The sequence below is a fragment of the Burkholderia sp. APQ4-4ca genome, from assembly GCF_057837105.1.
This window is the reverse complement of sequence record NZ_JBYQCG010000107.1, coordinates 1-26,436: the sequence shown is the minus strand read 5'-3', so window position 1 is coordinate 26,436 and position 26,436 is coordinate 1. Positions and strand designations below refer to the sequence as shown.

Genomic DNA, 26,436 nt, shown 5'->3' with positions numbered 1-26,436 from the left:
GGCATGATGCAGATGATCGCCGAGCGCTTCGAGATCGATCCCGGTCACACGCCGGTCGTCGGCGATTCGCTGCGCGACCTGCAGGCCGGCGTCGAGGTCGGCTTCCAGCCGCACCTCGTGCTGACCGGCAAGGGCAAGAAGACGCTCGCCGCGGGCAATCTGCCGCCCGACACGAAGGTCCACGACGACCTGCGCGCGTTTGCGCTCGATTTTCTTTCACACGAACACGAGTGATGCGGCTGCCGCGCGCATCCTCCCCAACGCCAGACTCACGCCGATGCGCTTCGTCCGCTCCCTGCTGCTGCTGATCTACTTCATCCTGTACACGGTGCCGTACGCCACCGCGTGCTTCATCGCGTTCCCGTTCATGCGCCCCGACGCGCGCTACTGGATGGCGGCCGGCTGGTGCAAGTCGACGCTGTGGGTCGTGCGCTGGCTGAACGGCATCCGCTACCGAATCGAAGGGTTCGAGAACCTGCCCGACGGCCCGGCCGTGCTGCTGTCGAAGCACCAGTCCGCGTGGGAAACGCTCGCGTTTCCGGCGCTGATGCCGAAGCCGCTGTGCTACGTGTTCAAGCGCGAGCTGCTATACGTGCCGTTCTTCGGCTGGGCGCTCGGGCTGCTGCACATGGTCAACATCAACCGTAAGGAAGGCAAGAACGCGTTCAATTCGGTGATCCGCCAGGGCAAGAAGCGCCTGTCGGAAGGCGCATGGATGATCATGTTCCCCGAAGGCACGCGCACGCCGGTCGGCAAGCAGGGCAAGTACAAGACGGGCGGCGCGCGCTTCGCGATCGAAACCGGCACGCCGGTCGTGCCGATCGCGCACAATGCAGGTCGTGTGTGGCCGCGCAACTCGTTCACGAAATTCCCGGGCGTCGTCACGGTGTCGATCGGCAAGCCGATCCCGAGCGAAGGGCTGACGCCCGATGCATTGAACTCGCAGGTCGAAGCATGGATCGAAGCGGAAATGCGCCGCATCGATCCCGATGCGTATCGTCAGGCGGGCAACGCCGGCACACGCGATGCCGCGCGCGCCTGACGCCCCGGATTGCAGCCGTTGCGTACGACAAAAAGAAGCGAACTGATGAAACAGCGTCCGCGGCCACGGCCTGCCGTCGTGGCCCTCGATCATCGCCAGATGGATCTGCCGCTCTTCGACGGGCCGGCCGCCGCGCCGTCGGCGCCGGCCGCTCCGCCCGCACCGCCCGAAGCCGCCCCCGCTGCTCCACTCGATCCGGGTCCGGCGCCCGATCGCTCGCGCGTGCGCACGTTCGCGCTCGACAGCCGCGTGCTCGAATACCGGCTGAAGCGCTCCGCGCGCCGCACGATCGGCTTCACGATCGACGGCAGCGGGCTGTCGATCACCGCGCCGCGCTGGGTCACGCTCGCCGACATCGAAGCGGCGATCGCCGAAAAGCAACGCTGGATCTTCGCGAAGCTCGCCGAGTGGAAGACGCGCACCGAGCAGCGCGCGCTGCCGCAGATCGACTGGCGCGACGGCGCGCAACTGCCGTATCTCGGCAAGACGGTGACGATCGCGCTCGGCGCGGGCGCCGTCGCCTTCGACGCCGACGCGCTGCGGCTGTCGCTGCCGCTGCCCGTGCAGGCCGACATGCAGCAGATCAAGGATCGCGTGCAGGGCTGGCTGCAGGGCGAAGCGAAACGCATCTTCGGCGAACGCCTCGTCGTGTATGCGGAAAAGCTCGGCGTCACGTATTCGATGTATGCGCTGTCGTCGGCCGCGACGCGCTGGGGCAGCTGCTCGAGCGACGGCAAGATTCGCCTGAACTGGCGGCTGATCCATTTCCCGATGTCGATCATCGACTACGTCGTCGCGCACGAGCTGTCGCACCTGCGCGAGATGAACCACAGCCCGGCCTTCTGGCAGACCGTCGAATCGATTTTCCCCGAGTTCCGCGAAGCGCGGCACACGCTCAAGCATCATCCGCCCGAGCTGCTGCCGTCGCTTTGACGCGCGCGGCTGCGCTGCCAACGAAAAAGGGCGATGCGGATTACCCCCGCACCGCCCTCTTTGCTGCTGCGGCGCACGTCGTACGCCGCAGCCCGGTTCATCCGGCGCTTACTTCTTCTGGATGAACTCGATCTTGTAGCCGTCCGGATCCTCGACGAACGCGATCACGGTCGTGCCGTGCTTCATCGGGCCCGCCTCGCGCGTGACCTTGCCGCCTTGCGCCTTGATCTTCTCGCAGGCCGCGTACGCATCGTCGACCGCCACCGCCAGATGGCCGAAGCCGTTGCCGAGATCGTAGGACGGCGTCTCCCAGTTGTGGGTCAGCTCGATCACGGTGCCCGTGCTTTCGTCTTCGTAGCCGACGAACGCGAGCGTGAACTTGCCTTCCGGATAATCCTCGCGACGCAGCAGCTTCATGCCGAGCAATTCGGTGTAGAACTTGATCGAGCGGTCGAGATCGCCGACTCGCAGCATCGTATGCAGCAAACGCATGTGTTGTACTCCTGTGGGGACTTTCCAGAGTTGGAAATTCTACCGGAGTCGGGTGAAATTCGCCGGGGGCGCCTAGCCGGGAGCGCCTAGCCGGGGGCGCCTAGCCCGGCGCGCCGAGCCCGGAACGGGCCCAACAAGCACGCGGCCGATGCCGCGTATCGGTTGCCTCGGCGCGAGCAAGCGCGCAACGACTGAAAGCGGCAAGATCCGGCTCGCCCGACCCCGCGTCGATCGGGTAACATCCTGCCACTTCGCACCAAAAGCGGGCATGCGCGCCGCCGCCCGACCGCGACCACCCACTTTTTCTTGCCGCCCCACTGCCGTGCGAAACCGTCGATTCGAGCGCGCCGGACGCGCCGCCCGCCTGACCTCCGTGCCGCAAGGTCCGACCAGCGAGGCGCGCCGATGACCGCACTTGCCGCTGCCCCCGTGCGCCGCGCACTCGATACGCGCGCCGTCGGCCTGATGCTGCTGCTGTGCGCGATCTGGGGCTTCCAGCAGGTCGCGATCAAGAGCACGAACGCCGCGATCGCGCCGATGTTCCAGGCCGGGCTGCGCTCGGTGATCGCCGCGGTGCTGCTGTGGGGCTGGGCCCGCACGCGCGGCACGCCGCTGTTTCAGGCGGACGGCACGCTCGGCGCAGGCATCGCGGCCGGTGCGCTGTTCGCCGGCGAATTCATCTGCGTGTTCTTCGGGCTGACGCTGACGAGCGCGTCGCACATGGCGATCTTCCTGTACACGGCGCCGTGCTTCACCGCGCTCGGCCTGCACCTGTTCGCACCGGGCGAGCGGCTGCAGCGCACGCAATGGGCCGGCGTCGGCCTCGCATTCGCCGGTATCGCGCTCGCGTTCGCGGACGGCTTCCTGAAGCCGCGCGCGCCCGGCGCATCGGTGCTGGCAGGGCTCGCCGGCGACGCGCTCGGGATCCTCGGCGGCGCGATGTGGGCCGCGACGACGGTCGTCGTGCGCTCGACCGCGCTCGCGCGGGCCAGCGCGAGCAAGACGCTGTTCTACCAGCTCGCGGTATCGGCGGTCGTGCTGGTCGCGCTCGCCGCGCTGTTCGGCCAGATGTCGTTCGCGCGGATCACGCCGGTCGCGCTCGCGAGCCTCGCGTACCAGTCGGTGATCGTCGCGTTCGTCAGCTACCTGTCGTGGTTCTGGCTGCTGACGCGCTACAGCGCGTCGCGGCTGTCCGTGTTCACGTTCCTGTCGCCGCTGTTCGGCGTCGCGTTCGGCGTGCTGCTGCTCGGCGAATCGGTCGGCTGGCGCTTCATGTCCGCGGCCGCGCTCGTGCTGACCGGCATCGCGCTCGTCAACGCGCCGCCGCGCCGGCGGATGTGACGACCGGCGCAAAGACACGCGGGCAATAAAAAAGCTGCCAGTCGGGCAGCTCTCTTCGATACAGCGGGTGGGCGGCTCGCGCCGCGCACGTCATCCGGCCTTGCGCAGCGCCGCCAGCGCCTGCGCCACGCCGACGTATTCGGCCACGCTCACGTCCTCCGCACGGCGCGCGAGATCGAAGCCGAGCGCATCGAAATCGATCGTCTCGCGGTAGTCGCCGAGCGTGTTGCGCAGCATCTTGCGGCGCTGCGAGAACGCGGCGGTGACGATTTCACCGAGCAGCACCGGATCGACGTCCGGCAGTTCGTGCGGCTCGTACGGAATCATCCGGACGATCGCCGAATCGACCTTCGGCGGCGGCTGGAACGATTCCGGCGGCACGTCGAGCATCTTTTCCATCACGTAGCGGTACTGCAGCATCACCGACAACCGCGAGAACGCCTTCGTGCCCGGCTCCGCGACCATCCGCTCGACGACCTCGTTCTGCAGCATGAAATGCTGGTCGATGACCGCATCGGCGAACGTCATCAGGTGAAACAGCAGCGGGCTGGAGATGTTGTACGGCAGGTTGCCGACGATCCGCAGCGACGGCTTGTCGCCGGGCGCCGCGAGCGAGCGGAAGTCGAACGCGAGCGCGTCGCCCGCGTGCAGCTCCAGCAGCGCGCCGAAGCGTTGCTGCAGGCGCCCGATCAGGTCGCGGTCGAGCTCGACCGCGTGCAGCGGCGACTCGGGCGTCGCGAGGCGCTCGATCAGCGGGCCGGTCAGCGCACCGAGCCCGGGGCCGATCTCGACCATCCGCTGGCCGCGCGCGGGGCCGATCGTCGCGACGATCGAGTCGATCACGCCGTGATCGACGAGGAAGTTCTGCCCGAAGCGCTTGCGCGCGAAATGGCCTTGGTGCTGTCTGCTGTTCGACATCGACTGACTAAACGAAAAATGCGACGAATGGGATAAACCGGCAGCGTCAGGCTGCGCGGCGGTGGCGCGCCATCGTGACGGCCGTATCGAGCGCGGCGATCATGCTGCCCGGATCCGCGCGGCCGGTGCCGGCCAGATCGAGCGCGGTGCCGTGATCGACCGACGTGCGGATGATCGGCAGCCCGAGCGTCACGTTGATGCCCTCGCCGAACGTCGCGTACTTCAGCACGGGCAGACCCTGGTCATGGAACATCGCGAGCACGCAATCGGCATCGGCCAGATGGCGCGGCTGGAACAGCGTGTCGGCCGGATACGGGCCGCGCGCGTCGATGTGTTGCGCGTTCGCGCGAGCCAGTGCCGGCGAGATCACGTCGATCTCCTCGCGGCCGAGATAACCGTTCTCGCCCGCGTGCGGGTTCAGGCCCGTCACGAGGATGCGCGGCGCGGCGAGACCGAAATCGCGCCGCAGGTCGCGGTCGATGATCGCGAGCGTCTCGACGAGCCCGTCGATCGTCAGCGCGGCCGATACGTCCTTCAGCGGCAGATGCGTGGTCGCGAGCGCGACGCGCAGCGGCCGATGGCCGGTGCCGGCCAGCATCATCACGACGCGCGGCGTATGCGTGCGTTCGGCGAGGTATTCGGTGTGACCGGTGAACGGCACGCCCGCATCGTTGATCGTGCTCTTCTGCAGCGGCGCGGTGACGATCGCGTCGTACCGGCCCGCCAGCGCGCCGTCGATCGCGGCGTCGAGCAAGCCGAGCACGTACCGGCCGTTCGCCGCGTCCAGCTTGCCCGCTTGCGCGGGCGCCGCCAGCGCGTGATGCGCGACCGACACCTGCGCGCCGCCGGCCAGCGTGACCGCGTCGGCGCCGACCGCCGCCGCTCGCGCGTCGAGCAGCGCGGCATCGCCGAGCACGGTGAAATGCGCGTCGGGCCAGCGCTGCGCCGCATCACGCAGCGCCTGCACGGTCAGTTCCGGGCCGACCCCCGCGGGTTCGCCGGTCGTGATCGCGATCTGCAGCGCGCGCGTGGTCATCCGATGCTCGCTCAGTTCGCCGGGCCGACGCCGCCGATCTTGTACTGCACGTACGACGAATCGCGCAACTCGCGCAGCCAGTCGGCATAGGCTTGTTCGGCCTTGCGCTGGCCGATCGCCTGACGGGCGATGTCCATCTGCTGCTGCACCGATCCTTCCGCGTCGCGGCGGTTCAGCACCTGGATCAGGTGATAGCCGTATTCGGTACGAATCGGCTGGCTGATCTGCCCGTCCTGCAGGTTGTTCATCGCGCGCTCGAATTCCGGCACGGTCTCGCCCGGGCTGATCCAGCCGAGATCGCCGCCCTGCGACGCCGAGCCGTCCTGCGAGTAGGTGCGCGCGAACTTCGCGAAATCGCCGCCGGCCTCGATCTGGTTGCGGATGTCGATCAGTTGCTGGCGCGCCTGGCCTTCCGACTTGCCTTCGCCGACGCGCAGCAGGATGTGGCGCACGTGCGTCTGGACGATCTTCGGCGCCGCGGCGCTCGCGCCCTGGCTCGGGCGGCGATCGACGAGGCGCACGATCTCGAAGCCGTCCGGCACGCGGATCAGCGTCGGGTTGACCTGGCCCGGACGCAGCTTCGACGCGGCGTCGACGACGTCCGGCGGCAGCGCGCTCGGCGACTTGAAGCCGAGATCGCCGCCCTTCTTCGCGTCGTTCGCTTCGGAGTTGTTCTTCGCGAGGCGCTCGAAATCGGCGCCCGACTTCGCCTGCTGCAGCAGCGCTTCGGCCTTCTTCTGCGCGGCTTCGATGTCGGCCTGCGGCGCGTTGGTGGGCGCCTTGATGAAGATGTGCTGGAAGCGCAGGTCCTGCTGCTGCGATGCGTTCGGCCCGCGCTGGCTCGCGATGTAGTTCGCGACCTCGGCGTCCGACACCGTGATCTTGCCGTCGACCTCGCGCTCGCGCAGCTTCGACAGCATCAGCTCGGTGCGTGCGTCGCCCGTGAAGACGCTCCAGGGCACGCCCTGCGCCTCGAGGCGCGCGCGGTACTGGTCGAGCGTCATCCCGTTCGCCTGCGCGAGACGCTGCAGCGTGGCCTGCACGGTCGCGTCGTCGATGCGGATCCCGTCGTCCTTGGCCTTCTGCACCTGGATACGTTCGAGCACCATCTGGTTCAGCACCTGCGCGCGCAACTGGTCGGCCGGCGGCACCGGCGCGTTCTGCTGCTGCAGCCGGCGCGCGATCAGGCCGACGCGCTGGTCGAGTTCGCGGCCCGTGATCACGTCGTTGTTGACCACGGCGACGACTTCGTCGGCGAGCTGCGCACCTTGCGAACCGAGTGCCTGCGCCGCGGCCGGCGCGGCGGCGAGCAGCGCGGCGGACGCGGCGAGGCTGGACACGACTGCCGCGAAACGAAGGGTTTTCTTCATTGCCACTGAAACTCCATTGAAATCGTGCTGACCGGTGCAGACATGCCGGCGTTACTCGTAGTTGCTGAAGCGGGACATCGGCGGCGGCGGCGGCGGCAACGGCGTGTAGCCCGGCACCCCGGCGCGGAATGCGGACACGAGGCCGTTGTCGACGGTCGACAAGCCCTTGAGCGTCAGTTGCATCATGAAGCGCGTCGACGAGTTCTGCTGTCCCGACGAATTGATACCGTTCGCCGCCCGCTGCACCCCGACCCCGAGCGCCCAGCAATCCGCGTCGTATTGTAAGCCGACCAGACCGTCGACCACGCGATCTCCGGCGAAGTCGTAGTTGAAGCGGCCGATCGCATACAGGCGGCGCGTGAGCGGCCACTGCGCGGACACCAGGAACTGGTTGATCGGCTGGTTGTCGAGCGTGGTGTTCGTGCGCGTATAGCGGTAGCCGACGTTGATCACGCGGCGCTCGCCCGGGCTGTAGCCGAAACCGATGCTCGACTTCACGAGCTGATTGTTGTTCTGGTTGTACTGGAACGCCGTTTCCGACATGAAGCCCGAGCCGAGCTTCAGCGCGGCGCCGACGATCAGGTCCGAGTGGCGCGCGAGCACGGCGCTCTGCCCGGGGGTCAGCGTGACGCGCTGATCGGCGAAGTAGTACTGCTGCGCGATCACGAAGCGCGCGCGCTCGTCGCCGGTGCGCGGATCGATGAAGCGCGACGTGAGGCCGGCCGTGATCCGGTTCGCGTCGGCGATCCGGTCGTTGCCGACGAACGTGTTCGGCTGGTAGATCTCCGCGAGGCCGAAATCCGATTCCGCGGTGTCGAACAGCGGCGCGTTCGACTGGTCGCGATACGGCGTGTACACGTAGTACAGGCGCGGCTCGAGGGTCTGGATGAAATCCTGGCCGAACAGGCGCACCGAACGGTCGAAGATCAGGCCCGAATCGAAGCTCACGGTCGGGATCGACTCGGTGAAACGCTTCGGGTTGTTCGGTGTGGTCGACGACAGGTAGTTCAGGTCGTACGACGCCAGGTGGTACTGGACCTTCGGCACCGCGAAGTAGCCGGGGCCGTACACGCCGTACGAGATGTACGGGTTGAAGACGACCCGGTCGCCCTGGGTCGCATCGGCGGTCGTGATGCGGAACCGCGAATAGTCGGCTTCCGCGCCGAAGTCGAACCCGCCGACGTTGTACTTCGTGTACTTCACGTTCAACTGCGGCTCGCGGCTGTACGGCGCGATCGACGGCGGCAGCGTCTGCCAGTGCTGGTAGCGCGCGAGCACCGACCACGGACCGTTGTTGTACGTGAGGCCGGCTTCCTGCTGGTACAGCGTCTGCGTCCCGTTGATGAACTGGTTCGCCGACCCGAGGTCTTCCGGATACGTGTTGTCCGAGACCTTGTTGAAGTAGACGTAGCCGCCGAAACCGCCACCGAAGTTCTGCTGGTGCTGCCAGTAGATCGCGTAGCGGTTGCGATGCGCGAGCCGGTCGTCCGGCAGGTAATTGGCCGTGAATGTGCCCGAATACGACGGCGACAGGTAGCGGAACGTCGCTTCGGCCATCACGCCGCGCCGCGAGATGATGCGCGGCGTGAGCGTCAGGTCGCGGTTCGGCGCGATGTTGAAGTAGTACGGCAGCGACAGCTCGAACCCGTTGTTCGAGTTCACCGAGAACGTCGGCGGCAGCAGGCCGCTGCGCCGCTCGCCGGACAGCGGGAACGTCATCCACGGGCTCGCGAAGATCGGCACGCCCTGGAAGAACAGCACGCCGTTGCGCGCGGTGCCCTCGTCGGCGCCCGTATCGAAGTCGAAGCGGCTGCCCTTGATGTACCACGCGGGGTTCGTCGAGCACTGGCACGCGGTATACGTGCCGTTGACGAACACCGAGCGCTCGTTGTCGACCATGTCGACGCGCTCCGCGCTGCCCGACCCGCCCGTCACGTTGAAGTGGTACTTCGGCGCGGTCATGAAGCCCTGGTTCGCCTCGATCTTCAGGTGCGCCTCGGGGCCGGCGAACGACGTGCCGCCATTGACCACCTTGACCTGGCCGTACGCATCGGCCATGTCGGTATCCTGATCGTAGTGGATCGCGTCGGCCTTCACGACGGCGTCGCCGCGCCGCAGCTCGGCCGAACCCTTCGCGGCGAGATCCTGCTCGGCGGTGCCGCTCGTATGGTCGGCGATCACGAAGGCGGCCGGCTTCGCGCCGTCCTTCAGCGGATGATCCTCGAGCTGGGGCGCGAGACGCAGATCCCACGGCGAGTCGAGCGGCTGCGGCTGCGCGGCCGCGCCCGACAGCTGCGCGTACGACACGGCCGGCACGAGGCCCGGCACGGCCAGGAGCGCAAGCGCGAGCCGCCGTTTGCGCGGCGCCCCGTCACCGGGGAAAACATTCGGGAATAGCGGTTTGGGCGGCATCTATCGTTTGGCGAATCGCCCCTTGTCAACCGCGCCTGCACGGCACCTTCGCGCGCGGCGGGCCGCGCCGTCGAGCCGCGACTGCGGCTCTTCGCAAACCGGGGAGGCGATCGGGCGGACGGCGCGACAGGCGGCGGGCCTGCACGGCGGAAGCTGACGCGGGGCGCGTCAAAAAAGTCGTGGGGTATTATATGGCAAGACGTTCCCCCCTCCGCCGAGTTTCATGACGCCCCCATCCGCCGCATCCCAGCCCGACGCCCGCCTCGACGCGCTCACCGCGTGGCTGCACCCGCTCGCCGAGCGCTACGCCCTCGATCTGTCGACCCTCGCGCCCGCGTCGTCGGACGCCAGTTTCCGCCGCTATTTCCGCGTCGCGTCGGCCACGCGCCCCGGCGGCACGCTGATCGCGGTCGATGCGCCGCCGCCCGAGAAGTGCCGCGAGTTCGTCCAGGTCGCGCAGCTGCTCGCCGCGGCCGGCGACCACGTGCCGGACGTGCTGGCCCACGATTTCGACGCGGGCTTCATGCTCGTGACCGACCTCGGCCGCACGTCGTACATCTCGGTGCTCGATCCGGCCGATCCGGCCGCGGCCCGCCCGCTGATGCGCGCCGCGCTCGACGCGCTGATCCGTTTCCAGCTCACGTCGAGGCCCGACGTGCTGCCGCCGTTCGACGAGGCGTTCCTGCGCCGCGAAATGGAGCTGCTGCCCGAATGGTTCGTCGGCCGCCATCTCGGCAAGCCCGTCACCGACGCGATGCGCGGCACGCTCGACCGCACGTTCGCGCTGCTGGTCGCGAGCGCGCACGCGCAGCCGCAAGGCTTCATGCTGCGCGACTTCATGCCGCGCAACCTGATGGTCTGCGAGCCGAACCCGGGCGTGCTCGACTTCCAGGACGCCGTCTACGGGCCGCTGACGTACGACGTCGTGTCGCTGCTGCGCGACGCGTTCATCAGCTGGGACGAGGCGTTCGAGCTCGACTGCTTCGCGTACTACTGGGAAAAAGCGAAGAAGGCCGGCCTGCCGGTCGACCCGGATTTCGGCGAGTTCTACCGCCAGCTCGAATGGATGGGGCTGCAGCGCCACATCAAGATTCTCGGCCTGTTCGCGCGCATCAATTATCGTGACGGCAAGCCGCACTACCTGAACGACCTGCCGCGCTTCCTGACCTATGCGCGCAAGGTCGCGCTGCGCTATCGCCCGCTCGTGCCGTTCGCGAAGCTGCTCGACGAGCTCGAGGGCAACGCGCCGGCCGACGTCGGCTATACGTTCTGACCGTCCTCACACCCAGTCGACCATGAGCACACCCCTGACCACGGCGATGATCTTCGCCGCCGGGCGCGGCGAACGGATGCGCCCGCTCACGGACACGCGCCCGAAACCGCTGCTCGAAGCCGGCGGCAAGCCGCTGATCGTGTGGCAGATCGAGGCGCTCGCGCGCGCGGGCATCGATACGATCGTGATCAACCATGCATGGCTCGGCGAGCAGATCGAGGCCGCGCTCGGCGACGGTTCGCGCTGGGGCGTGCGGCTCGCGTATTCGGCCGAGGGCGATGCACTCGAAACCGCCGGCGGCATCGCGCAGGCGCTGCCGCTGCTCGAACGCGGCGGGCAGCCGACGGTGTTCGCGGCCGTCAGCGGCGACGTGTACTGCGCGTTCGACTACCGGACGCTCGCGCCGCACGCCGCCCGGATGGCCGCGCTCGACGCGCCGGCGATGCACCTCGTGATGGTGCCGAACCCGCCGTTCCACCCGGCCGGCGACTTCGCGCTCGGCGACGACGGCCATCTCGCGCTCGACGGCGCCGCGCGCGTCACGTTCGGCAACATCGGCGTGTACGACACGCGAATGTTCCGCGACCTCGCGCCCGGCACGCGGCGCGCGTTGACGCCGTACTACCGCGCGACGATCGAAGCCGGCCGCGCGACCGGCGAACTGTACGAAGGGATCTGGGAGAACGTCGGCACGCCCGCGCAGCTCGGCGAGCTCGACGCACGGTTGCGCGCCGCCGCGGGCTGACGGTTTCGCGGCCGGGCGACGGTTCGTCGGGCAGCCGGCGCGGTGCGCCGATGGCCTGACGGGCCGATGAATACCCGGCCGAGCCGGGATCACGTGCCGCGGACGTCCGCCGGTTCACCCGACCGCGACGCCGTCCCCGCCGCCCGTTGCCGAGCGGGCAGCCGAACGGGCGGCCAACCCTCCGCGCCCGCCGCGCACGTGCCGTGCGGCACCCGCGCTCACGCGGCCTCGGCCTCTTCCCCGCCCGCCGCCGCGCGCTGCTGCTGCAGCGCCCACATCTGCGCGTACAGCCCGTCCGCGCGCACGAGTTCGTCGTGCGTGCCGCGCTCGACGATCCGCCCGCGGTCCATCACGAGAATCTGCTGCGCGTGCACGACCGTCGACAGCCGGTGCGCGATCACGAGCGTCGTGCGATGCCGCGCGATCTGATCCAGCTCGTGCTGGATCGCGCGTTCCGAGCGCGAATCGAGCGCCGACGTCGCTTCGTCGAACAGCAGCACCGGCGGATCCTTCAGCAGCGTGCGGGCGATCGCGACGCGCTGCTTCTCGCCGCCCGACAGCTTCAGCCCGCGCTCGCCGACCGGCGTGTCATAGCCCTTCGGCAACCCTTCGATGAAATCGTGGATGTGCGCGGCACGCGCGGCCGCGACCACCTCGTCGCGGGTCGCCGTCGGCCGGCCGTACGCGATGTTGTAGTAGATCGAATCGTTGAACAGCACGGTGTCCTGCGGCACGATCCCGATCGACGCGCGCAGCGATTCCTGCGTCACGTCGCGGATGTCCTGCCCGTCGATCCGGATCGCGCCGCCCGTCTGCCGGTCGAGATCGTAGAAGCGGAACAGCAGCCGCGACAGCGTCGATTTCCCCGAACCGCTGTGGCCGACCACCGCGGTCGTCGTGCCGGCCTCGATCGTAAACGTCACGTCGTGCAGGATCTGCCGCGACGGCTCGTACGCGAAGTTCACGTGCTCGAAGCGCACCTGCGCGCCGGCCACTGCGAGCGGCGGCGCATCGGGCCGGTCGGCCACTTCCTTCGGCGCCGACAGCAGCCCGAACATCCGGTCCATGTCGGTGAGGCTCTGCTTCAGCTCGCGATAGACGACGCCGAGGAAGTTCAGCGGGATGTACAACTGCAGCATGAACGTGTTGATCAGCACGAGATCGCCGAGCGTCAGCTTGCCCGCGAGCACGCCCTGCGTCGCGCGCCACAGAATGAACACGAGCCCCGTGCCGATGATCGCCTGCTGCCCGAAGTTCAACACCGACAGCGAGTTCTGCGAGCGAATCGCGGCCTTCCGGTAGCGCTTCAGGTTCTCGTCGTAGCGCTGCGCCTCCCACGCCTCGTTGCCGAAGTACTTCACCGTCTCGTAGTTGATCAGCGAATCGATCGCCCGCGAATTCGCACGCGAATCGAGTTCGTTCATCGTGCGGCGAAAGTGCGTGCGCCAGTTGGTGACCTTCACGGTGAACACGATGTACGTGACCAGCGCCGCGAACGTCACGTACGCGTAATAGGCCTCGTACTTGACCACGAAGAAGCCGAGCACGAGCCCGACCTCGACGAGCGTCGGCAGGATGCTGTACAGCGAGTACGAAATCAGTTGCTGGATGCCGCGCGTGCCGCGCTCGATGTCGCGCGACATGCCGCCCGTCTGCCGCTCGAGATGGAACCGCAGCGACAGCCCGTGCAGATGCCGGAACACCTGCAGCGCGAGCTGGCGCACCGCGCTCTCGGTGACCTTCGAGAACAGGATCTCGCGCAACTCGGTAAAGAGCGACGTCGACAGCCGCACGAGCGCATACGCGACGACCAGCAGCCCGACCCCGCCCGCGAGCACGATCCCGGCCGACTGCTCGGCACGGCCGAGCGCGGTGAGCTGCTGCACGGCGGACAGGTGGTCGACGATGCGCTTCATCACGACCGGCACGCCGAGGTTCGCGACCTTCGCGCCGATCAGGCAGCCGAGCGCGAGCGCGACGCGCCACTTGTAGGTGACCAGGTACGGCAGCAGCGACCGGATGGTCTGCCAGTCGTTGCGAGGCCCGGTCGAAGCCGGCGCGGGCTCGCCGGAAGCGGGAAATCGGCGCATGGGGAAAAGGTCCTGCGGCGATGCGGGACGCGCGTATCGGCGGCCGGCTCGCGCGCTTTCTCGTACAATTTGCGAACGTTGTATTGTCGCAGAAGCCGCTTCGCGCCGCTGCCGGCGGCCTCGCCGGCCAGCCTGCGCGCGGCGGCTCGTTTATTACAGGATGAAAGCCCCCGCCATGACCGATTCGACCCTCGAACTCCCGCAGAAGCAGCCCGCGCTGCGCGTCGTCCCGCAACCGCACGACGCGAACGTTCACGGCGACGTATTCGGCGGCTGGATCATGTCGCAGGTCGACATCGCCGGCTCGATTCCCGCGAGCCAGCGCGCGAACGGCCGCGTCGCGACGGTCGCGGTCAATTCGTTCGTGTTCAAGCAGCCGGTATTCGTCGGCGATTTGCTGAGCTTCTATGCGACCATCATGCGCACCGGCAACACGTCGATCACGGTCGACGTCGAGGTGTACGCGCAGCGCATGCGCCTGATGGGCGAAGTCGTGAAAGTCACGGAAGCAACGCTCACCTACGTCGCGACCGGCTCGGACCGCAAACCGCGGCAACTGCCGCCGCTTTGACGGCGGGCAAGCGCCGCGGCGCGGCGTGCGCCCGTCAGTGCGTGGCCGCCAGCCCGAACTCCCGCATCGCGGGCACGAAATCGTGATTCAGCGTCGGCTTGCGCGACAGCTTGACCAGCACGTAGCGCTGGAACGGCGCAAGCCGCTGCCACTGCGCGAGCGCGGGCGCCGGCAGCCCGGCCAGCGCGCTCTGCTGCACGAGCGACTCCGGCACCGCGTCGACGGCGCGCCAGGCCGGCTGCTCGTCTGGCTGGAACCATGACGGCTCCAGATCGGCGTGCGTGCGCAGCATTTCGAACAGCGCGTGATCGAAGTTGGGCTCGATCGCGGTGTCGTCGTCGGCCGGAAAGCGCGCGAGCAGCTTGCGGTCCTCGAGCGGCAGCAGTTGCCACTGTTCGAGCGAAATCCGCAGCCCGAAGCGGTCGAGATTGAAACGCACGATCATCGGGATGTACGTGAAGTTTTCCGACGAATCGTGTTCGAAGTTGAAGAGCAACGGAGCGTCGCTGAGTCCCATGATCGTTACCTGACGTGGCGGATGCCGGCGCGGCCGGCTTGCCCGGGGTATTTTAGAACCTCTGCGCGCGGGCGGCGGCATGATCGTCGCCGTCCGTACTTCGAATCAACGGGAGTGCTCGTGAATCCGACCCAATCAGACGAACCGCGCGGCGCGATCGAGATGTCCGTGAGCCGCACGCGCGGCGGCGCGGTAGAGACCGCGCACGACTTCGTCGGCCAGGAATGGCCGGTCGCACTCGTCTTCAACGGCATCTCGCACGCGGTGATGATGTGCACGCCCTGCGACCTCGAAGCGTTCGCAGTCGGCTTCGCTATCTCGGAGGGAATCGTCGCGCGCGGCAGCGACATCAAGGACATCGAGGTGATCCTGCACGCCGACGCACCGCTGCCGCATGCGGAAGTGCACCTGGAAGTCGTCCAGCAGGCGTTCGCCGCGCTGAAGGACCGGCGCCGCGCGCTCGCGGGGCGCACGGGCTGCGGCGTTTGCGGCATCGAAAGCATCGACCTGCTCGACCTTGCGCCCGAACGCGTGCCCGACACCGGCTTTCTCGCGCGCCTCGCGCCCGACGCGCTGGCACGCGCCGCGCATGCGTTGCCGGCTCATCAGGCGCTGACGAAACTGACCGGCGGCCTGCATGCGGCCGCGTGGTGCGACGCAACAGGCGCGATCCGCACCGCATTCGAGGACGTCGGCCGCCACAACGCGCTCGACAAGCTGATCGGCTCGCTCGTGCTGTCGCGCGCCGATACCACCGACGGCTTCGTGTTCCTGTCGAGCCGCGCGAGCTACGAGCTCGTGCGCAAGGCCGCGCGGGTCGGCATCCCGCTGGTCGCGACCATCTCCGCGCCGTCGTCGCTGGCGATCGAAATCGCGAAGGCGGCCGGCTTGCGGCTCGTCAGCTTCTGCCGCGAAACGGGCCACGTCGACTACGGCACGGCCTGAACGCACTTCAGGCGGCGCACCGGCGACCCACCGCCGGCGCGTCCTGCGCCGTCAGTCGAACTGACGGAAATCCGGCTTGCGCTTCTCGAAGAACGCCGTCATCGCCTCGCGCGCTTCCGGCGCGCGCAGCATCGCGGAGAAGTGCGCGGCTTCCTCGGCCATCCGCGCGGGCGTCGCCACGCCGCCCGTATCCTTGAGCAGCGCCTTCGTCACGCGCAGCGACGCAGCCGGCAGCGCCGCCAGCTTCGCCGCCTGCTTCGCCGCGAACGCGTCGAGCTCGGCCGCCGGCAGCACGCGGTTGACGATGCCGATCCGGTGCGCTTCCAGCGCGTCGAACGCCTCGCCGAGCAGCAGCTTCTCGGCCGCGACCTGATGGCCGGCCAGGCGCGGCAGCAGTGCGCTCGACGCGGCTTCCGGGCACAGCCCGAGCTGCACGAACGGCAGCGAGAACGTCGCGGTGTCGGCCGCATAGACCAGATCGCAGTGCAGCAGCATCGTCACGCCGACCCCGACCGCAATGCCGGGCACGGCCGCCACGACCGGCTTGCTCGCGCTGCTGATCCGCGCCAGAAACTGGAAGACCGATGCGGTGTCGTCCTTCGGCGGCGACTTCAGGAAATCCTCGAGATCGTTGCCCGAGCTGAAATTGCCGTCGCTGCCGCGCAGCAGGATCACGCGCGTCGCCTTGTCTTCCTGCGCGTCGGCGAGCGCATCGGCCATCGTCTGGTACATCGCCGCCGTCAGCGCATTCTTCTTCGCCGGGCGCGCGATCGTGATCGTCATCACGCCGTCGGCGCGTTCCACTTGAATGTCGGCCACAACCGTCTCCTTTGACTGTCTCTGCCGGAATGAAAAAACGGTGCGCGAGCTCGTGGCCCGCGCACCGTCGTCGCTTTTCGTCGCGTCCCGCTTACAGGCGTTCGATGATGCCCGCGGCGCCCATGCCGGTGCCGACGCACATCGTGACCATCCCGTACTTCAGGTTGCGGCGGCGCAGGCCGTGCACGACGGTCGCCGCGCGGATCGCGCCGGTCGCGCCGAGCGGGTGGCCCAGTGCGATCGCGCCGCCCATCGGGTTGACCTTCGACGGATCGAGGCCGAGATCGCGCATCACCGCCAGCGATTGCGCGGCGAACGCCTCGTTCAGCTCGATCCAGTCGAGATCGTCCTGCTTCAGGCCGGCGGCCTTCAGCGCGGCCGGAATCGCTTCCTTCGGGCCGATCCCCATGATTTCCGGCGGCACGCCGCGCACCGCGAAGCTCACGAAGCGCGCGAGCGGCGTCAGGTTGAATTCCTTCAGCACCTTCTCCGACACGACGAGCAGCGCGCCCGCGCCGTCCGACGTCTGCGAGCTGTTGCCGGCCGTGACCGAGCCCTTGTTCGCGAACACCGTGCGCAGCTTCGCGAGGCCTTCGAGCGACGTATCCGCGCGCGGACCTTCGTCGAGCTTGATCTCGCGCGTCTTCACGTCGACTTCGCCGGTCGTCAGGTTCGGGAAGCGCTCGGTGATCGTGTACGCGGCGATTTCGTCGCCGAACTCGCCGGCCTGCTGCGCGGCGAGCGCCTTGCGGTGCGATTCGACCGAGAACGCGTCCTGGTCGTCGCGGCTCACCTTCCACTGCTCGGCGACGCGCTCGGCCGTCAGGCCCATCCCGTACGCGATGCCGAAGTCTTCGCTGCGATCGAAGATGTGCGGCGACATCGACGGCTTGTTGCCCATCATCGGCACCATGCTCATCGATTCGCAGCCGCCCGCGAAGATCGCGTCCGATTCGCCGACGCGAATGCGGTCGGCCGCCATCGCGAGCGCGGTGATACCCGATGCGCAGAAGCGGTTGACCGTCACGCCGCCGACCGTCTGCGGCAGGCCCGCGAGCAGCGCGCCCATGCGCGCGACGTTCAGGCCCTGCTCGGCTTCCGGAATCGCGCAGCCGATGATCGCGTCCTCGATCACCTTCGTGTCGAGGCCGGGCACCTGCGCGACCGCCGACTTGATCGCGTGAACCAGCAGCTCGTCGGGGCGCGTGTTCTTGAAGACACCGCGCGGGGCCTTGCCGATCGGGGTGCGGCTGGCGGCGACGATGTATGCGTCTTGCAGTTGTTTGCTCATTTCAGACTCCTTGTCTGCTCGCTCAGTTACGCACCGGCTTGCCGGTCTGCAACATGCCCATGATCCGTTCCTGTGTCTTCTGCGTGCCGAGCAGCTCGACGAACGCGCGGCGCTCCAGCGCGAGCAGCCATTGCTCGTCGACGAGGCTGCCGGCCTCGACGTCGCCGCCGCACACGGCTTCGGCGATGCGGCTCGCGATCAGGTAGTCGTGGTCGCTGATGAAACGGCCGTCGCGCATGTTGACGAGCGATGCCTTGATCGTCGCGATCGCCGAACGGCCGGCGACCGGCACGTCCTTCGCGCGCAGCGGTGCGCGATAGCCGGTATCGGCCAGCGCACGCGCTTCCTTCTTCGCGGTGTCGAGCAGTTCGAACACGTTGAAGACGATCGTGTCGGACGGCTTCACGTAGCCCATCGCACGGGCGTCGTGCGCGGACGCCGACACCTTCGCCATCGCCGCGTTCTCGAACGACTTCGTGACGAACTTCAGGATGTCGGTGGTCGCGTTCGCGGCCGTCGCGGCGTCCGCGGCGCGCAGCGCCGCTTCCTTCAGGCCGCCGCCGGCCGGCACGAGGCCGACGCCCACTTCGACGAGACCGATGTAGCTCTCGACGTGCACGACGCGCTTCGCGCTGTGCAGCATCAGTTCGCACCCGCCGCCGAGCGCGATGCCCGACACGGCCGCGACGACCGGCACGTTCGCGTACTTCACGCGCAGCATGCCTTCCTGGAACTTCTTCACGAACGGCTCGATGCCCTTCGCGCCGCCCATCATGAACGCGGGCATCGCCTCCTCGAGGTTCGCGCCGGCCGAGAACGGGCCGCCCGGCGTGCCGAGCTTCAGCGACGTCGGCTGCCAGATCACCACGCCCTTGTAGTCCTTCTCCGCGAGTTCGATCGCCTGCACGAGGCCGTCGATCACGCTCGGTCCGATCGTGTTCATCTTCGACTTGAACGACACGATCACGACGTCGTCTTCACCGGCACGATCGTCGGCCCACGCGCGCACCGCGTCGGTCTCGAACAGCGTCTTGCCGTACGTCTTCGGATCGGCGCCGGCTTCGCCCAGCAGCGGCGCGCGGAACACCTGCTTGCGGTATACGGCCAGGTCCGAACGCGGCACGAAGCGCTTCGATGCCGGCGCCCACGAGCCTTCGGCCGTGTGCACGCCGCCCTTCTCGGCGACCGGGCCTTCGAGCACCCACGACGGCAGCGGCACGTTCGCGAGCGCCTTGCCGGCCGCGATGTCTTCCTGCACCCACTCGGCGACCTGCTTCCAGCCGGCGGCCTGCCAGCCTTCGAACGGGCCTTCGTTCCAGCCGAAGCCCCAGCGGATCGCGAGGTCGACGTCGCGCGCGTTGTCGGCGATCGACTCGAGATGCACGCCAATGTAGTGGAACACGTCGCGGAAGATCGACCACAGGAACTGCGCGTGCGGATGATCCGTCTCGCGCAACAGCTTCAGGCGCTCCGCCGGCGGGCGCTTCAGGATGCGGCCGACCGTTTCGTCCGCCTTCGCGCCCGAATCGACGTAGCTGCCCGTCTTCGCGTCGAGCACCTTGATCGCCTTGCCTTCCTTCTTGTAGAACCCGGCGCCCGTCTTCTGGCCGAGCGCGCCCTGCTTCACCAGTTCGGCGAGCACGGCGGGCGTCTGGTAGACCGGGAAGAACGGATCGTCGGCGAGGTTGTCCTGCATCGTCTTGATCACGTGCGCCATCGTGTCGAGGCCGACCACGTCCGCGGTGCGGAACGTCGCCGACTTCGCGCGGCCGAGGCGGCTGCCCGTCAGGTCGTCGACTTCGTCGAAGCGCAGGCCGAACTTCGCGGCCTCGGTGATCACCGCGAGGATCGAGAAGATGCCGACGCGGTTCGCGATGAAGTTCGGCGTGTCCTTCGCGCGCACGACGCCCTTGCCGACGACGCTCGTCAGGAAGGTTTCGAGCTGGTCGAGGATCTCGGCACGCGTATGCGCGGTCGGAATCAGCTCGACGAGGTGCATGTAGCGCGGCGGGTTGAAGAAGTGCACGCCGCAGAAGCGCGCCTTCAGCTCGTCCGAGAAACCTTCGGACAGCTTCGTGATCGACAGGCCCGACGTGTTGGTCGCGAAGATCGCATTCGGCGCGATGTGCGGCGCGACCTTCTTGTACAGGTCGTGCTTCCAGTCCATCCGCTCGGCGATCGCCTCGATCACGACGTCGCACTCGGCGAGCTTCGCGATGTCGTCTTCGTAGTTCGCCGCTTCGAGGTACTTGGCGTCGTCCTTCACGCCGAACGGCGCGGGCGACAGCTTCTTCAGGTTCTCGATCGCCTTCAGCGCGATCGCGTTTTTCGGGCCTTCCTTGGCCGGCAGGTCGAACAGCAGCACCGGCACGCGCGCGTTGACGAGGTGCGCGGCGATCTGCGCGCCCATCACGCCGGCGCCCAGCACGGCGACCTTGCGAATCAGGAAATTGCTCACGGGATGTCTCCGGATAGTGTCGTGCAGCGCGAGATGTGAGGGCTGCACGGCGAAGTGAGTACCAGGAACCGTTGCGTTCGGGCGGTGCGGCACGCGGCGCGCACCGCCCGGACTCGCGTCAGAACAGCGATTCGTCGACTTCCATCAGCGTCTTCGAACCGGCGCGCGCGGCGCGGATCGTCGACGCCGTTTCGGGCAGCAGGCGCGCGAAGTAGAAGCGGGCGGTGGCGAGCTTCGACTTGTAGAACGGATCGCCCGACGCTTCCTTGTCGAGGGCGAGGCGCGCCATGCGCGCCCAGAAGTACGAGAACACCAGGTGGCCGACGGTGCGCAGGTACGGCACGGCGGCCGCGCCGACTTCGTCCGGGTTCTGCATCGCCTTCATGCCGATTTCCATCGTCAGCTTCTGCACCTTTTCACCGATGTCGGCGAGCGGGTTGATGAACTCGGCCATCTCCGGCTTCACGCCTTCGGCTTCCGCGAATTCGGTGACGAGCTTGCCGAACTTCTTCAGCTTCGCGCCCATGTCGCCGAGCACCTTGCGGCCCAGCAGGTCCAGCGACTGGATCGAGTTCGTGCCTTCGTAGATCATGTTGATCCGCGCGTCGCGCACGTACTGCTCCATGCCCCACTCGGAGATGAAGCCGTGGCCGCCGTAGATCTGCATCGCGTGGTTCGTGCACTCGAACGCGTTGTCGGTCAGGAACGCCTTGATGATCGGCGTGAGCAGCGCGACGAGATCGGCCGCTTCCTTGCGCACGGCTTCGTCGGCGTGCGACAGTTCCTTGTCGATCTGCAGCGCGGACCAGTACGTGAATGCACGCGCGCCTTCCGCGTAAGCCTTCTGCGTGAGCAGCATGCGGCGCACGTCCGGGTGCACGATGATCGGGTCGGCCGGCTTGTCCGGCGCCTTCGGGCCCGTCAGCGAACGCATCTGCAGGCGTTCCTTCGCGTACGTCAGCGAGTTCTGGTAAGCGACTTCCGTGAGGCCGAGGCCCTGCATGCCGACGCCGAGGCGCGCGGCATTCATCATCACGAACATCGCGTTCAAGCCCTTGTTCGGCTCGCCGACCATCCAGCCCTTCGCGCCGTCGAGGTTCATCACGCAGGTCGAGTTGCCGTGGATGCCCATCTTGTGTTCGATCGACCCGCACTTGATGCCGTTGCGTTCGCCCGGCTCGCCCGACGCGTCCGGAACGAACTTCGGCACGATGAACAGCGAGATCCCCTTCGTGCCTTGCGGCGCGTCCGGCAGGCGCGCGAGCACGAGGTGGACGATGTTCTTCGACATGTCGTGCTCGCCGCTCGAGATGAAGATCTTCGTGCCGCTGATCGAGTACGAGCCGTCGCCGTTCGGTTCGGCCTTGGTGCGCAGGATGCCGAGGTCGGTGCCGCAGTGCGGCTCGGTCAGGCACATCGTGCCCGTCCATTCGCCCGACACGAGCTTCGGCAGGTATTGCTGCTGCAGTTCCGGCGCGCCGTGCGCGTGCAGGCATTCGTATGCGCCGTGCGACAGGCCCGGATACATCGTCCATGCCTGGTTCGCCGAGTTCAGCATTTCGTAGAGCGCGTTGTTCACGAACGCGGGCAGGCCCTGGCCGCCGTAGTCGGGATCGCAGCCGAGCGCCGGCCAGCCGGCCTCGACGTACTGCCGATACGCTTCCTTGAAGCCGGTCGGGGTCTTCACGACGCCGTCGCCTTCATACGTGCAGCCTTCGCGGTCGCCGACCTGGTTCAGCGGGAACAGTACCTCGGAGCAGAACTTGCCCGCTTCCTCGAGGACCTGGTTGATCGTGTCGGCGTCGAGGTCCGCATGCTTGGGCATTTGCTTGACTTCGGCTTCGACGTTCAGAAGCTCGTGCAACACGAATTGCATGTCGCGCAGCGGCGCGGCGTACTGTCCCATGACTCTCTCCAAAGGTGGGCAACGGCTCGAGCTCCTGGCGGGCGGGTCACGCGCCGCTAACGGCTCTCGCTCTGATACGAAACAATCGTCTTTTCCAGCGCGGCCCACGTGAGGCGCACGGCGTCCGGCGAATGCAGGAAGCGTGCGTCGTGATGCAGGCCGAGCGTGAAGCTGTACAACTCGAAGAGCATCAGTTCCGGATCCGTATCCGCGCGCAGATGCCCTTCTTCCATCGCCTGCGAAATGGCGCGCAGCAACGCGGCACGCCAGGCGGTCACGCTCGCGATCAACTGCTCGCGCACGGGGCTGTCCGGCCGGTCGTCGTACTCCACTGCGCCGCTGATGTAGATGCACCCGGTCGTCACCTCCTGGATGCGCTTCTCGATCCAGCGCGCCAGCATCGCCCGAAGACGCGGCAGACCGCGCGACTCGCGCAGGCTCGGAAAGAACACCTCGTTCTCGAAACGATGGTGATACTCGCGCACGACCTCGACCTGCAAGTCCTCGCGCGATCCGAAGTGCGCGAACACGCCGCTCTTGCTCATCTGCATGCGCTCGGCCAGCAGGCCGATCGTCAGCCCCTCCAGCCCGTCACGGCTGGCGAGGTCCAAAGCAGCTTCGAGTATCGCGGCACGCGTCTGTTCGCCTTTTCGCATAGCTATTTCTGTAACCGTTCGGGGGTTCGAATAAAATCGAACGGCCGTACTATTATTGAGTGCGGCCGCTCGCGAAACAAGGAAATTATTAGAAACCGGTGTCTAACCGAGCCGCTATTTTGCGCGATTCCGGCGGGACCGGAGCGGCTTTTCCGCACGAACGTGCGGACAGATTTTTTGAAGCGAATACTTAGTCTGCGTCAGTCGTAACCGCCGACCGTTAGCGCCTTCATCACGAGGCGGTACGTGTTGTACGCCAGCCAGTTCAGCAGCCGCTCGACGCGCGGGCGCGCGGCGTAGTGCGCGGCGTCGATCTCCCGGCCTTCGGCGAACGCGGTGGCGATCGCGTCGCGCAACTGGTTCGTCACAGCATCGTAGCGCACCAGCACGACGTTCGCTTCATTGTTCAGCATCAGGCTCAGCGCGTCCAGATTCGACGAGCCGACCGTCGCCCAGTTGTCGTCGATCACGGCGACCTTGCCGTGCAGGATCGTCTTGTCGTATTCGGCGACGCGCACGCCCGCGCGCAGCAGCGAGTGATACAGGAACGGCACGGCCGTATCGAGCGCCGTGAACTCCTTGCGGCCGATCAGCACCTGCACGTCCACGCCGCGGCGGGCCGCGCCCGTCAGCGCGCGGCGCAGCTTGCGGCCCGGCATGAAGTATGGATTCGCGAGCAGGATCCGCTGGTGCGCCTGGCCGATCGCCGCGAGATAGGCCTTCTCGATCGCACGGCGGTTCACGACGTTGTCGCGCGCGACGAACGCGACGCTCGGCTCGGTCACGACCCGCAGCGCGCCGGCCTTGATCCATCGGTGGCTGCGCATCCAGCGCCGGAACATGTCCGGGAACGCTTCGCCGCCATGCAGCCCGGCCGCATACTGCGCATACGGCTTGTGGCCGAACCGGATCCGGTGCCACTGCAGCTCGAACGCGGCGCGCACGTCGGACACCGCGGGCCCGGCCATCTCGACCGCGAAATCCCAGCGCGGGAACGGCAGCGTCGCGCTGCCCTGCGTGTAGTCGTCGACGATGTTGATGCCGCCGCAGAACGCGGCCGCATGATCGATCACCGCGAGCTTGCGGTGCGTGCGCGAGAAGCCGAAGCGGCCGAACAGGAAGCGGTTGTAGATGCAGTGCTCGACGCCGGCCTCGGCCCATGTGTCGAACAGCGGCAGGCGCGCGGTGCCGATGCCGTCGGTGATCACGCGCACGCGCACGCCGCGCTGCGCCGCGCGGATCAGCGCGTCCGATACCGGACGGCCGGCCGCATCGTCGCAGAAGATGTAGGTTTCGAGCATCACCTGCTCGCGGGCGGCGTCGATCCGTTCGATCAACGCATGGAAGAATTCGCCGCCGGTTTCGCACAGCCGCACGGTGTTGCCGGCCGTAAATGCGAGCCGCGACGCGGAGCCGCGCTCCTGCAGGAACATCTGCCGCAATTGCGCGAAGCGCTTGCGGGTCTCCGCATTCATGCGGACGAGCCGTGCGGCGCACGCGCGAGAGCCGCGCGCACGGGCAATTGCAGGATCGCCTCGGCGTTCGACGGCGAGAAGCAGCGCGCGGCCGCCTCGCGGAACGGCAGCCACGCATGGTCCACGTGCTCGCGCGGCGACAGCGTCACGTCGACGCGATGCGGCACGCACAGGCCGAACCAGTGCTCGACGTTGCGCGTGACGCCCGATGCATAGCGGTGCAGGTATTGCGGATAGATCGTGTATTCGATCCGGTGATGCCAGTCGACGAGCGCGGTGGCCGGCACGGCCGGCGTGCCGACCGCGATGCCGGTTTCCTCGGCCACCTCGCGCGCGGCGGTGAGCGCGAGCGGCTCGTCGAGCGTGTCCTTCGAGCCGGTGACCGACTGCCAGAAATCGGGCTGGTCGGCACGCTTGATCACGAGCACATCGAGATCGGGCGTGTAGATCACGACGAGAACGGATTCGGGAATTTTCGGCGGCTTCGTCATCTTTGTTTCATGCGGCACAGGGCCGTGCGCGGGGCTGTGCCCGAACGTGCGGCAAGTGCTGCGACTGTACCGCAAAAAGTGAAAAAGGCGCACGACGGCGCCTTCTTCGTTGGGCATCGTGCGCGCGTCACCACACACACGATCTTTGACAAGCGTTACGCCTTCGGCTGTTCCGGCTGACGCAGACGGATGTGCAGCTCGCGCAGCTGACGCTCGTCGACCGGGCTCGGCGCCTGCGTGAGCAGATCCTGCGCACGCTGCGTCTTCGGGAACGCGATCACGTCGCGGATCGAATCGGCGCCGGCCATCATCGTGACGATGCGGTCGAGACCGAATGCGATACCGCCATGCGGCGGCGCGCCGTACTGCAGCGCGTCCAGCAGGAAGCCGAACTTCAGTTGCGCCTCTTCCGCGCCGATCTTCAGCGCGCGGAACACCTTGCTCTGCACTTCCTCGCGGTGGATACGCACCGAGCCACCGCCGATTTCCCAGCCGTTCAGCACCATGTCGTACGCCTTCGCGAGGCAGCGGCCCGGGTCGGTCTCGAGATACTCGAGGTGCTCGTCCTTCGGGCTCGTGAACGGATGGTGCGCGGCGACGTAGCGCGCGTCTTCGTCGTCGTATTCGAACATCGGGAAGTCGACGACCCACAGCGGCTTCCAGCCGGCCTGGACGAGGCCGTTCGCCTTGCCGAATTCCGAATGGCCGATCTTCAGGCGCAGCGCGCCGAGGCTGTCGTTGACGACCTTCGCGCGATCGGCCGCGAAGAAGATGATGTCGCCGTCTTCAGCGCCGGTGCGCTCGAGGATCGCCGCGATCGATGCGTCGTGCAGGTTCTTGACGATCGGGCTCTGCAGGCCGTCGCGGCCCTTCGCCTTCTCGTTGACCTTGATCCAGGCGAGGCCCTTCGCGCCGTAGATGCGCACGAATTCCGTGTAGCCGTCGATGTCGCCGCGCGACAGCTCGCCGCCCTTCGGCACGCGCAGCGCCGCGACCCGGCCGTCCTTCGCGTTGGCCGGCGTGCTGAACACCTTGAAGTCGACGTCCTTCATCGCGTCGGTCAGCTCGGTGAATTCGAGCTGCACGCGCAGGTCCGGCTTGTCGGAGCCGAAACGCGCCATCGCTTCCGAATACGGCATCACCGGGAACGTCGCGTCGAGTTCGACGTCGATCGTCGTCTTGAAGATGTGACGGATCATGTCTTCGAACAGGTCGCGGATTTCCTGCTCGCCGAGGAACGACGTTTCGCAGTCGATCTGCGTGAATTCCGGCTGACGGTCGGCGCGCAGATCCTCGTCGCGGAAGCACTTGGTGATCTGGTAGTAACGGTCGAAGTTCGCGACCATCAGCAGCTGCTTGAACAACTGCGGCGACTGCGGCAGCGCGAAGAACTGGCCCGCGTTCACGCGCGACGGCACGAGGTAGTCGCGCGCGCCTTCCGGCGTGCTCTTCGTCAGCATCGGCGTTTCGATGTCGATGAAGCCCTGCTCGTCGAGATACTTGCGCGCCTCGATCGCGACGCGGTAGCGCAGGCGCAGGTTGTGCTGCATCTGCGGGCGGCGCAGGTCGAGCACGCGGTGCGTGAGGCGCGTCGTTTCCGACAGGTTGTCGTCGTCGAGCTGGAACGGCGGCGTGACCGACGCGTTCAGCACGTT

Annotated in this window: 23 protein-coding genes; 8 read left to right on the top strand and 15 right to left on the bottom strand. The window is 67.5% G+C overall.

The genetic code is table 11. The features are described 5' to 3' along the window. From AC3IFE_RS13435 to AC3IFE_RS13425, 3 genes are all read left to right on the top strand, one after another. Positions 1-234, top strand: a 234-nt coding sequence (locus AC3IFE_RS13435) for an HAD hydrolase-like protein (RefSeq protein WP_489190813.1), incomplete at its 5' end; no start/stop codon positions are given. A 43-nt stretch (positions 235-277) separates the two neighbouring features. Continuing rightward, entirely contained in the window at positions 278-1,042 is a 765-nt protein-coding gene (locus AC3IFE_RS13430; RefSeq protein ID WP_050014656.1) for a lysophospholipid acyltransferase family protein, read from the top strand. Positions 1,043-1,087: 45 nt separating this feature from the next. After that, positions 1,088-1,975, top strand: coding sequence for a M48 family metallopeptidase (locus AC3IFE_RS13425; protein ID WP_027785378.1), 888 nt, complete (start codon positions 1,088-1,090; stop codon positions 1,973-1,975). A gap of 108 nt (positions 1,976-2,083) precedes the next feature. Here the strand turns inward: AC3IFE_RS13425 and gloA are convergent, their stop codons facing one another. After that, a complete protein-coding gene (gene gloA, locus AC3IFE_RS13420) occupies positions 2,084-2,467 on the bottom strand; it encodes a lactoylglutathione lyase (protein ID WP_006477863.1) in 384 nt (127 codons plus the stop codon). Positions 2,468-2,872: 405 nt separating this feature from the next. Between gloA and AC3IFE_RS13415 the strand changes: the two genes are divergently transcribed. Next, complete coding sequence (locus AC3IFE_RS13415; RefSeq protein ID WP_089468399.1) at positions 2,873-3,808, top strand: DMT family transporter; 936 nt, start codon at positions 2,873-2,875, stop codon at positions 3,806-3,808. 90 nt (positions 3,809-3,898) lie between these two features. Here the strand turns inward: AC3IFE_RS13415 and rsmA are convergent, their stop codons facing one another. Genes rsmA through AC3IFE_RS13395 form a run of 4 tightly spaced genes read right to left on the bottom strand, consistent with a single transcriptional unit; the run spans position 3,899 to position 9,544 of the window. Then, the gene (rsmA, locus tag AC3IFE_RS13410; RefSeq protein ID WP_011546170.1) at positions 3,899-4,726 is read right to left on the bottom strand and encodes a 16S rRNA (adenine(1518)-N(6)/adenine(1519)-N(6))-dimethyltransferase RsmA; all 828 of its coding nucleotides are present in this window, start codon (positions 4,724-4,726) and stop codon (positions 3,899-3,901) included. Positions 4,727-4,772: 46 nt separating this feature from the next. Further along, on the bottom strand, positions 4,773-5,762 hold the full coding sequence (gene pdxA, locus AC3IFE_RS13405; RefSeq protein WP_089468401.1) for a 4-hydroxythreonine-4-phosphate dehydrogenase PdxA: 990 nt from the start codon (positions 5,760-5,762) through the stop codon (positions 4,773-4,775). 11 nt (positions 5,763-5,773) lie between these two features. Then, on the bottom strand, positions 5,774-7,132 hold the full coding sequence (locus AC3IFE_RS13400) for a peptidylprolyl isomerase (RefSeq protein WP_089468402.1): 1,359 nt from the start codon (positions 7,130-7,132) through the stop codon (positions 5,774-5,776). A 51-nt stretch (positions 7,133-7,183) separates the two neighbouring features. Further along, positions 7,184-9,544: an LPS-assembly protein LptD gene (locus AC3IFE_RS13395; protein ID WP_089468403.1), complete on the bottom strand. Its 2,361-nt coding sequence runs from the start codon at positions 9,542-9,544 to the stop codon at positions 7,184-7,186. A gap of 223 nt (positions 9,545-9,767) precedes the next feature. Here AC3IFE_RS13395 and AC3IFE_RS13390 point away from each other — a divergent pair, with 223 nt between their 5' ends. Both AC3IFE_RS13390 and murU read left to right on the top strand, forming a co-directional pair. Further along, positions 9,768-10,817 (top strand): aminoglycoside phosphotransferase family protein, encoded by a 1,050-nt coding sequence (locus AC3IFE_RS13390; protein ID WP_489190812.1) that lies wholly within the window; start codon positions 9,768-9,770, stop codon positions 10,815-10,817. 22 nt (positions 10,818-10,839) lie between these two features. Then, positions 10,840-11,562, top strand: a complete 723-nt coding sequence (gene murU, locus AC3IFE_RS13385) for an N-acetylmuramate alpha-1-phosphate uridylyltransferase MurU (protein WP_089468405.1) — start codon at positions 10,840-10,842, stop codon at positions 11,560-11,562. Positions 11,563-11,780: 218 nt separating this feature from the next. Here the strand turns inward: murU and AC3IFE_RS13380 are convergent, their stop codons facing one another. Further along, positions 11,781-13,652 (bottom strand): ABCB family ABC transporter ATP-binding protein/permease, encoded by a 1,872-nt coding sequence (locus AC3IFE_RS13380; RefSeq protein WP_489190811.1) that lies wholly within the window; start codon positions 13,650-13,652, stop codon positions 11,781-11,783. Between the two features lie 175 nt (positions 13,653-13,827). On the opposite strand from AC3IFE_RS13380, the gene AC3IFE_RS13375 reads away from it, so the two are divergent. Beyond that, positions 13,828-14,223 (top strand): acyl-CoA thioesterase, encoded by a 396-nt coding sequence (locus AC3IFE_RS13375; protein ID WP_027809384.1) that lies wholly within the window; start codon positions 13,828-13,830, stop codon positions 14,221-14,223. Positions 14,224-14,257: 34 nt separating this feature from the next. On the opposite strand, the gene AC3IFE_RS13370 is transcribed toward AC3IFE_RS13375, so the two are convergent. Further along, entirely contained in the window at positions 14,258-14,740 is a 483-nt protein-coding gene (locus AC3IFE_RS13370) for a nitrate reductase associated protein (RefSeq protein WP_089468407.1), read from the bottom strand. Between the two features lie 120 nt (positions 14,741-14,860). Here AC3IFE_RS13370 and fdhD point away from each other — a divergent pair, with 120 nt between their 5' ends. Then, entirely contained in the window at positions 14,861-15,685 is an 825-nt protein-coding gene (gene fdhD / locus AC3IFE_RS13365) for a formate dehydrogenase accessory sulfurtransferase FdhD (RefSeq protein WP_489190810.1), read from the top strand. 51 nt (positions 15,686-15,736) lie between these two features. Here the strand turns inward: fdhD and AC3IFE_RS13360 are convergent, their stop codons facing one another. The 8 genes from AC3IFE_RS13360 to aspS form a co-directional block, all read right to left on the bottom strand. After that, entirely contained in the window at positions 15,737-16,504 is a 768-nt protein-coding gene (locus AC3IFE_RS13360) for an enoyl-CoA hydratase (protein ID WP_089468409.1), read from the bottom strand. A 91-nt stretch (positions 16,505-16,595) separates the two neighbouring features. Continuing rightward, complete coding sequence (locus AC3IFE_RS13355) at positions 16,596-17,795, bottom strand: acetyl-CoA C-acyltransferase (protein ID WP_489190809.1); 1,200 nt, start codon at positions 17,793-17,795, stop codon at positions 16,596-16,598. 22 nt (positions 17,796-17,817) lie between these two features. After that, positions 17,818-20,253 (bottom strand): 3-hydroxyacyl-CoA dehydrogenase/enoyl-CoA hydratase family protein, encoded by a 2,436-nt coding sequence (locus tag AC3IFE_RS13350; RefSeq protein ID WP_489190808.1) that lies wholly within the window; start codon positions 20,251-20,253, stop codon positions 17,818-17,820. Positions 20,254-20,371: 118 nt separating this feature from the next. Then, a complete protein-coding gene (locus AC3IFE_RS13345; RefSeq protein ID WP_089468411.1) occupies positions 20,372-22,159 on the bottom strand; it encodes an acyl-CoA dehydrogenase C-terminal domain-containing protein in 1,788 nt (595 codons plus the stop codon). A 56-nt stretch (positions 22,160-22,215) separates the two neighbouring features. Beyond that, complete coding sequence (locus AC3IFE_RS13340; RefSeq protein WP_006477846.1) at positions 22,216-22,815, bottom strand: TetR/AcrR family transcriptional regulator; 600 nt, start codon at positions 22,813-22,815, stop codon at positions 22,216-22,218. A gap of 200 nt (positions 22,816-23,015) precedes the next feature. Further along, on the bottom strand, positions 23,016-24,290 hold the full coding sequence (gene clsB, locus AC3IFE_RS13335) for a cardiolipin synthase ClsB (protein ID WP_089468412.1): 1,275 nt from the start codon (positions 24,288-24,290) through the stop codon (positions 23,016-23,018). Next, positions 24,287-24,781: a dihydroneopterin triphosphate diphosphatase gene (nudB, locus tag AC3IFE_RS13330; RefSeq protein ID WP_089468413.1), complete on the bottom strand. Its 495-nt coding sequence runs from the start codon at positions 24,779-24,781 to the stop codon at positions 24,287-24,289. Before nudB ends, clsB begins: the two co-directional genes overlap by 4 nt. Positions 24,782-24,936: 155 nt before the next feature. Then, on the bottom strand, positions 24,937-26,436 hold a 1,500-nt coding region (aspS, locus tag AC3IFE_RS13325), incomplete at its 5' end, for an aspartate--tRNA ligase (RefSeq protein WP_489190807.1).

Coding starts and splice junctions, on each gene's coding strand:
- AC3IFE_RS13370 (WP_089468407.1), bottom strand. CDS start 14,740: ATGGGACTCAGCGACGCTCCGTTGCTCTTCAACTTCGAACACGATTCG.
- AC3IFE_RS13415 (WP_089468399.1), top strand. CDS start 2,873: ATGACCGCACTTGCCGCTGCCCCCGTGCGCCGCGCACTCGATACGCGC.
- AC3IFE_RS13400 (WP_089468402.1), bottom strand. CDS start 7,132: ATGAAGAAAACCCTTCGTTTCGCGGCAGTCGTGTCCAGCCTCGCCGCG.
- rsmA (WP_011546170.1), bottom strand. CDS start 4,726: ATGTCGAACAGCAGACAGCACCAAGGCCATTTCGCGCGCAAGCGCTTC.
- AC3IFE_RS13395 (WP_089468403.1), bottom strand. CDS start 9,544: ATGCCGCCCAAACCGCTATTCCCGAATGTTTTCCCCGGTGACGGGGCG.
- AC3IFE_RS13380 (WP_489190811.1), bottom strand. CDS start 13,652: ATGCGCCGATTTCCCGCTTCCGGCGAGCCCGCGCCGGCTTCGACCGGG.
- gloA (WP_006477863.1), bottom strand. CDS start 2,467: ATGCGTTTGCTGCATACGATGCTGCGAGTCGGCGATCTCGACCGCTCG.
- AC3IFE_RS13340 (WP_006477846.1), bottom strand. CDS start 22,815: ATGCGAAAAGGCGAACAGACGCGTGCCGCGATACTCGAAGCTGCTTTG.
- pdxA (WP_089468401.1), bottom strand. CDS start 5,762: ATGACCACGCGCGCGCTGCAGATCGCGATCACGACCGGCGAACCCGCG.
- AC3IFE_RS13355 (WP_489190809.1), bottom strand. CDS start 17,795: ATGAGCAAACAACTGCAAGACGCATACATCGTCGCCGCCAGCCGCACC.
- nudB (WP_089468413.1), bottom strand. CDS start 24,781: ATGACGAAGCCGCCGAAAATTCCCGAATCCGTTCTCGTCGTGATCTAC.
- AC3IFE_RS13390 (WP_489190812.1), top strand. CDS start 9,768: ATGACGCCCCCATCCGCCGCATCCCAGCCCGACGCCCGCCTCGACGCG.
- AC3IFE_RS13425 (WP_027785378.1), top strand. CDS start 1,088: ATGAAACAGCGTCCGCGGCCACGGCCTGCCGTCGTGGCCCTCGATCAT.
- AC3IFE_RS13345 (WP_089468411.1), bottom strand. CDS start 22,159: ATGGGACAGTACGCCGCGCCGCTGCGCGACATGCAATTCGTGTTGCAC.
- AC3IFE_RS13375 (WP_027809384.1), top strand. CDS start 13,828: ATGACCGATTCGACCCTCGAACTCCCGCAGAAGCAGCCCGCGCTGCGC.
- AC3IFE_RS13430 (WP_050014656.1), top strand. CDS start 278: ATGCGCTTCGTCCGCTCCCTGCTGCTGCTGATCTACTTCATCCTGTAC.
- clsB (WP_089468412.1), bottom strand. CDS start 24,290: ATGAATGCGGAGACCCGCAAGCGCTTCGCGCAATTGCGGCAGATGTTC.
- murU (WP_089468405.1), top strand. CDS start 10,840: ATGAGCACACCCCTGACCACGGCGATGATCTTCGCCGCCGGGCGCGGC.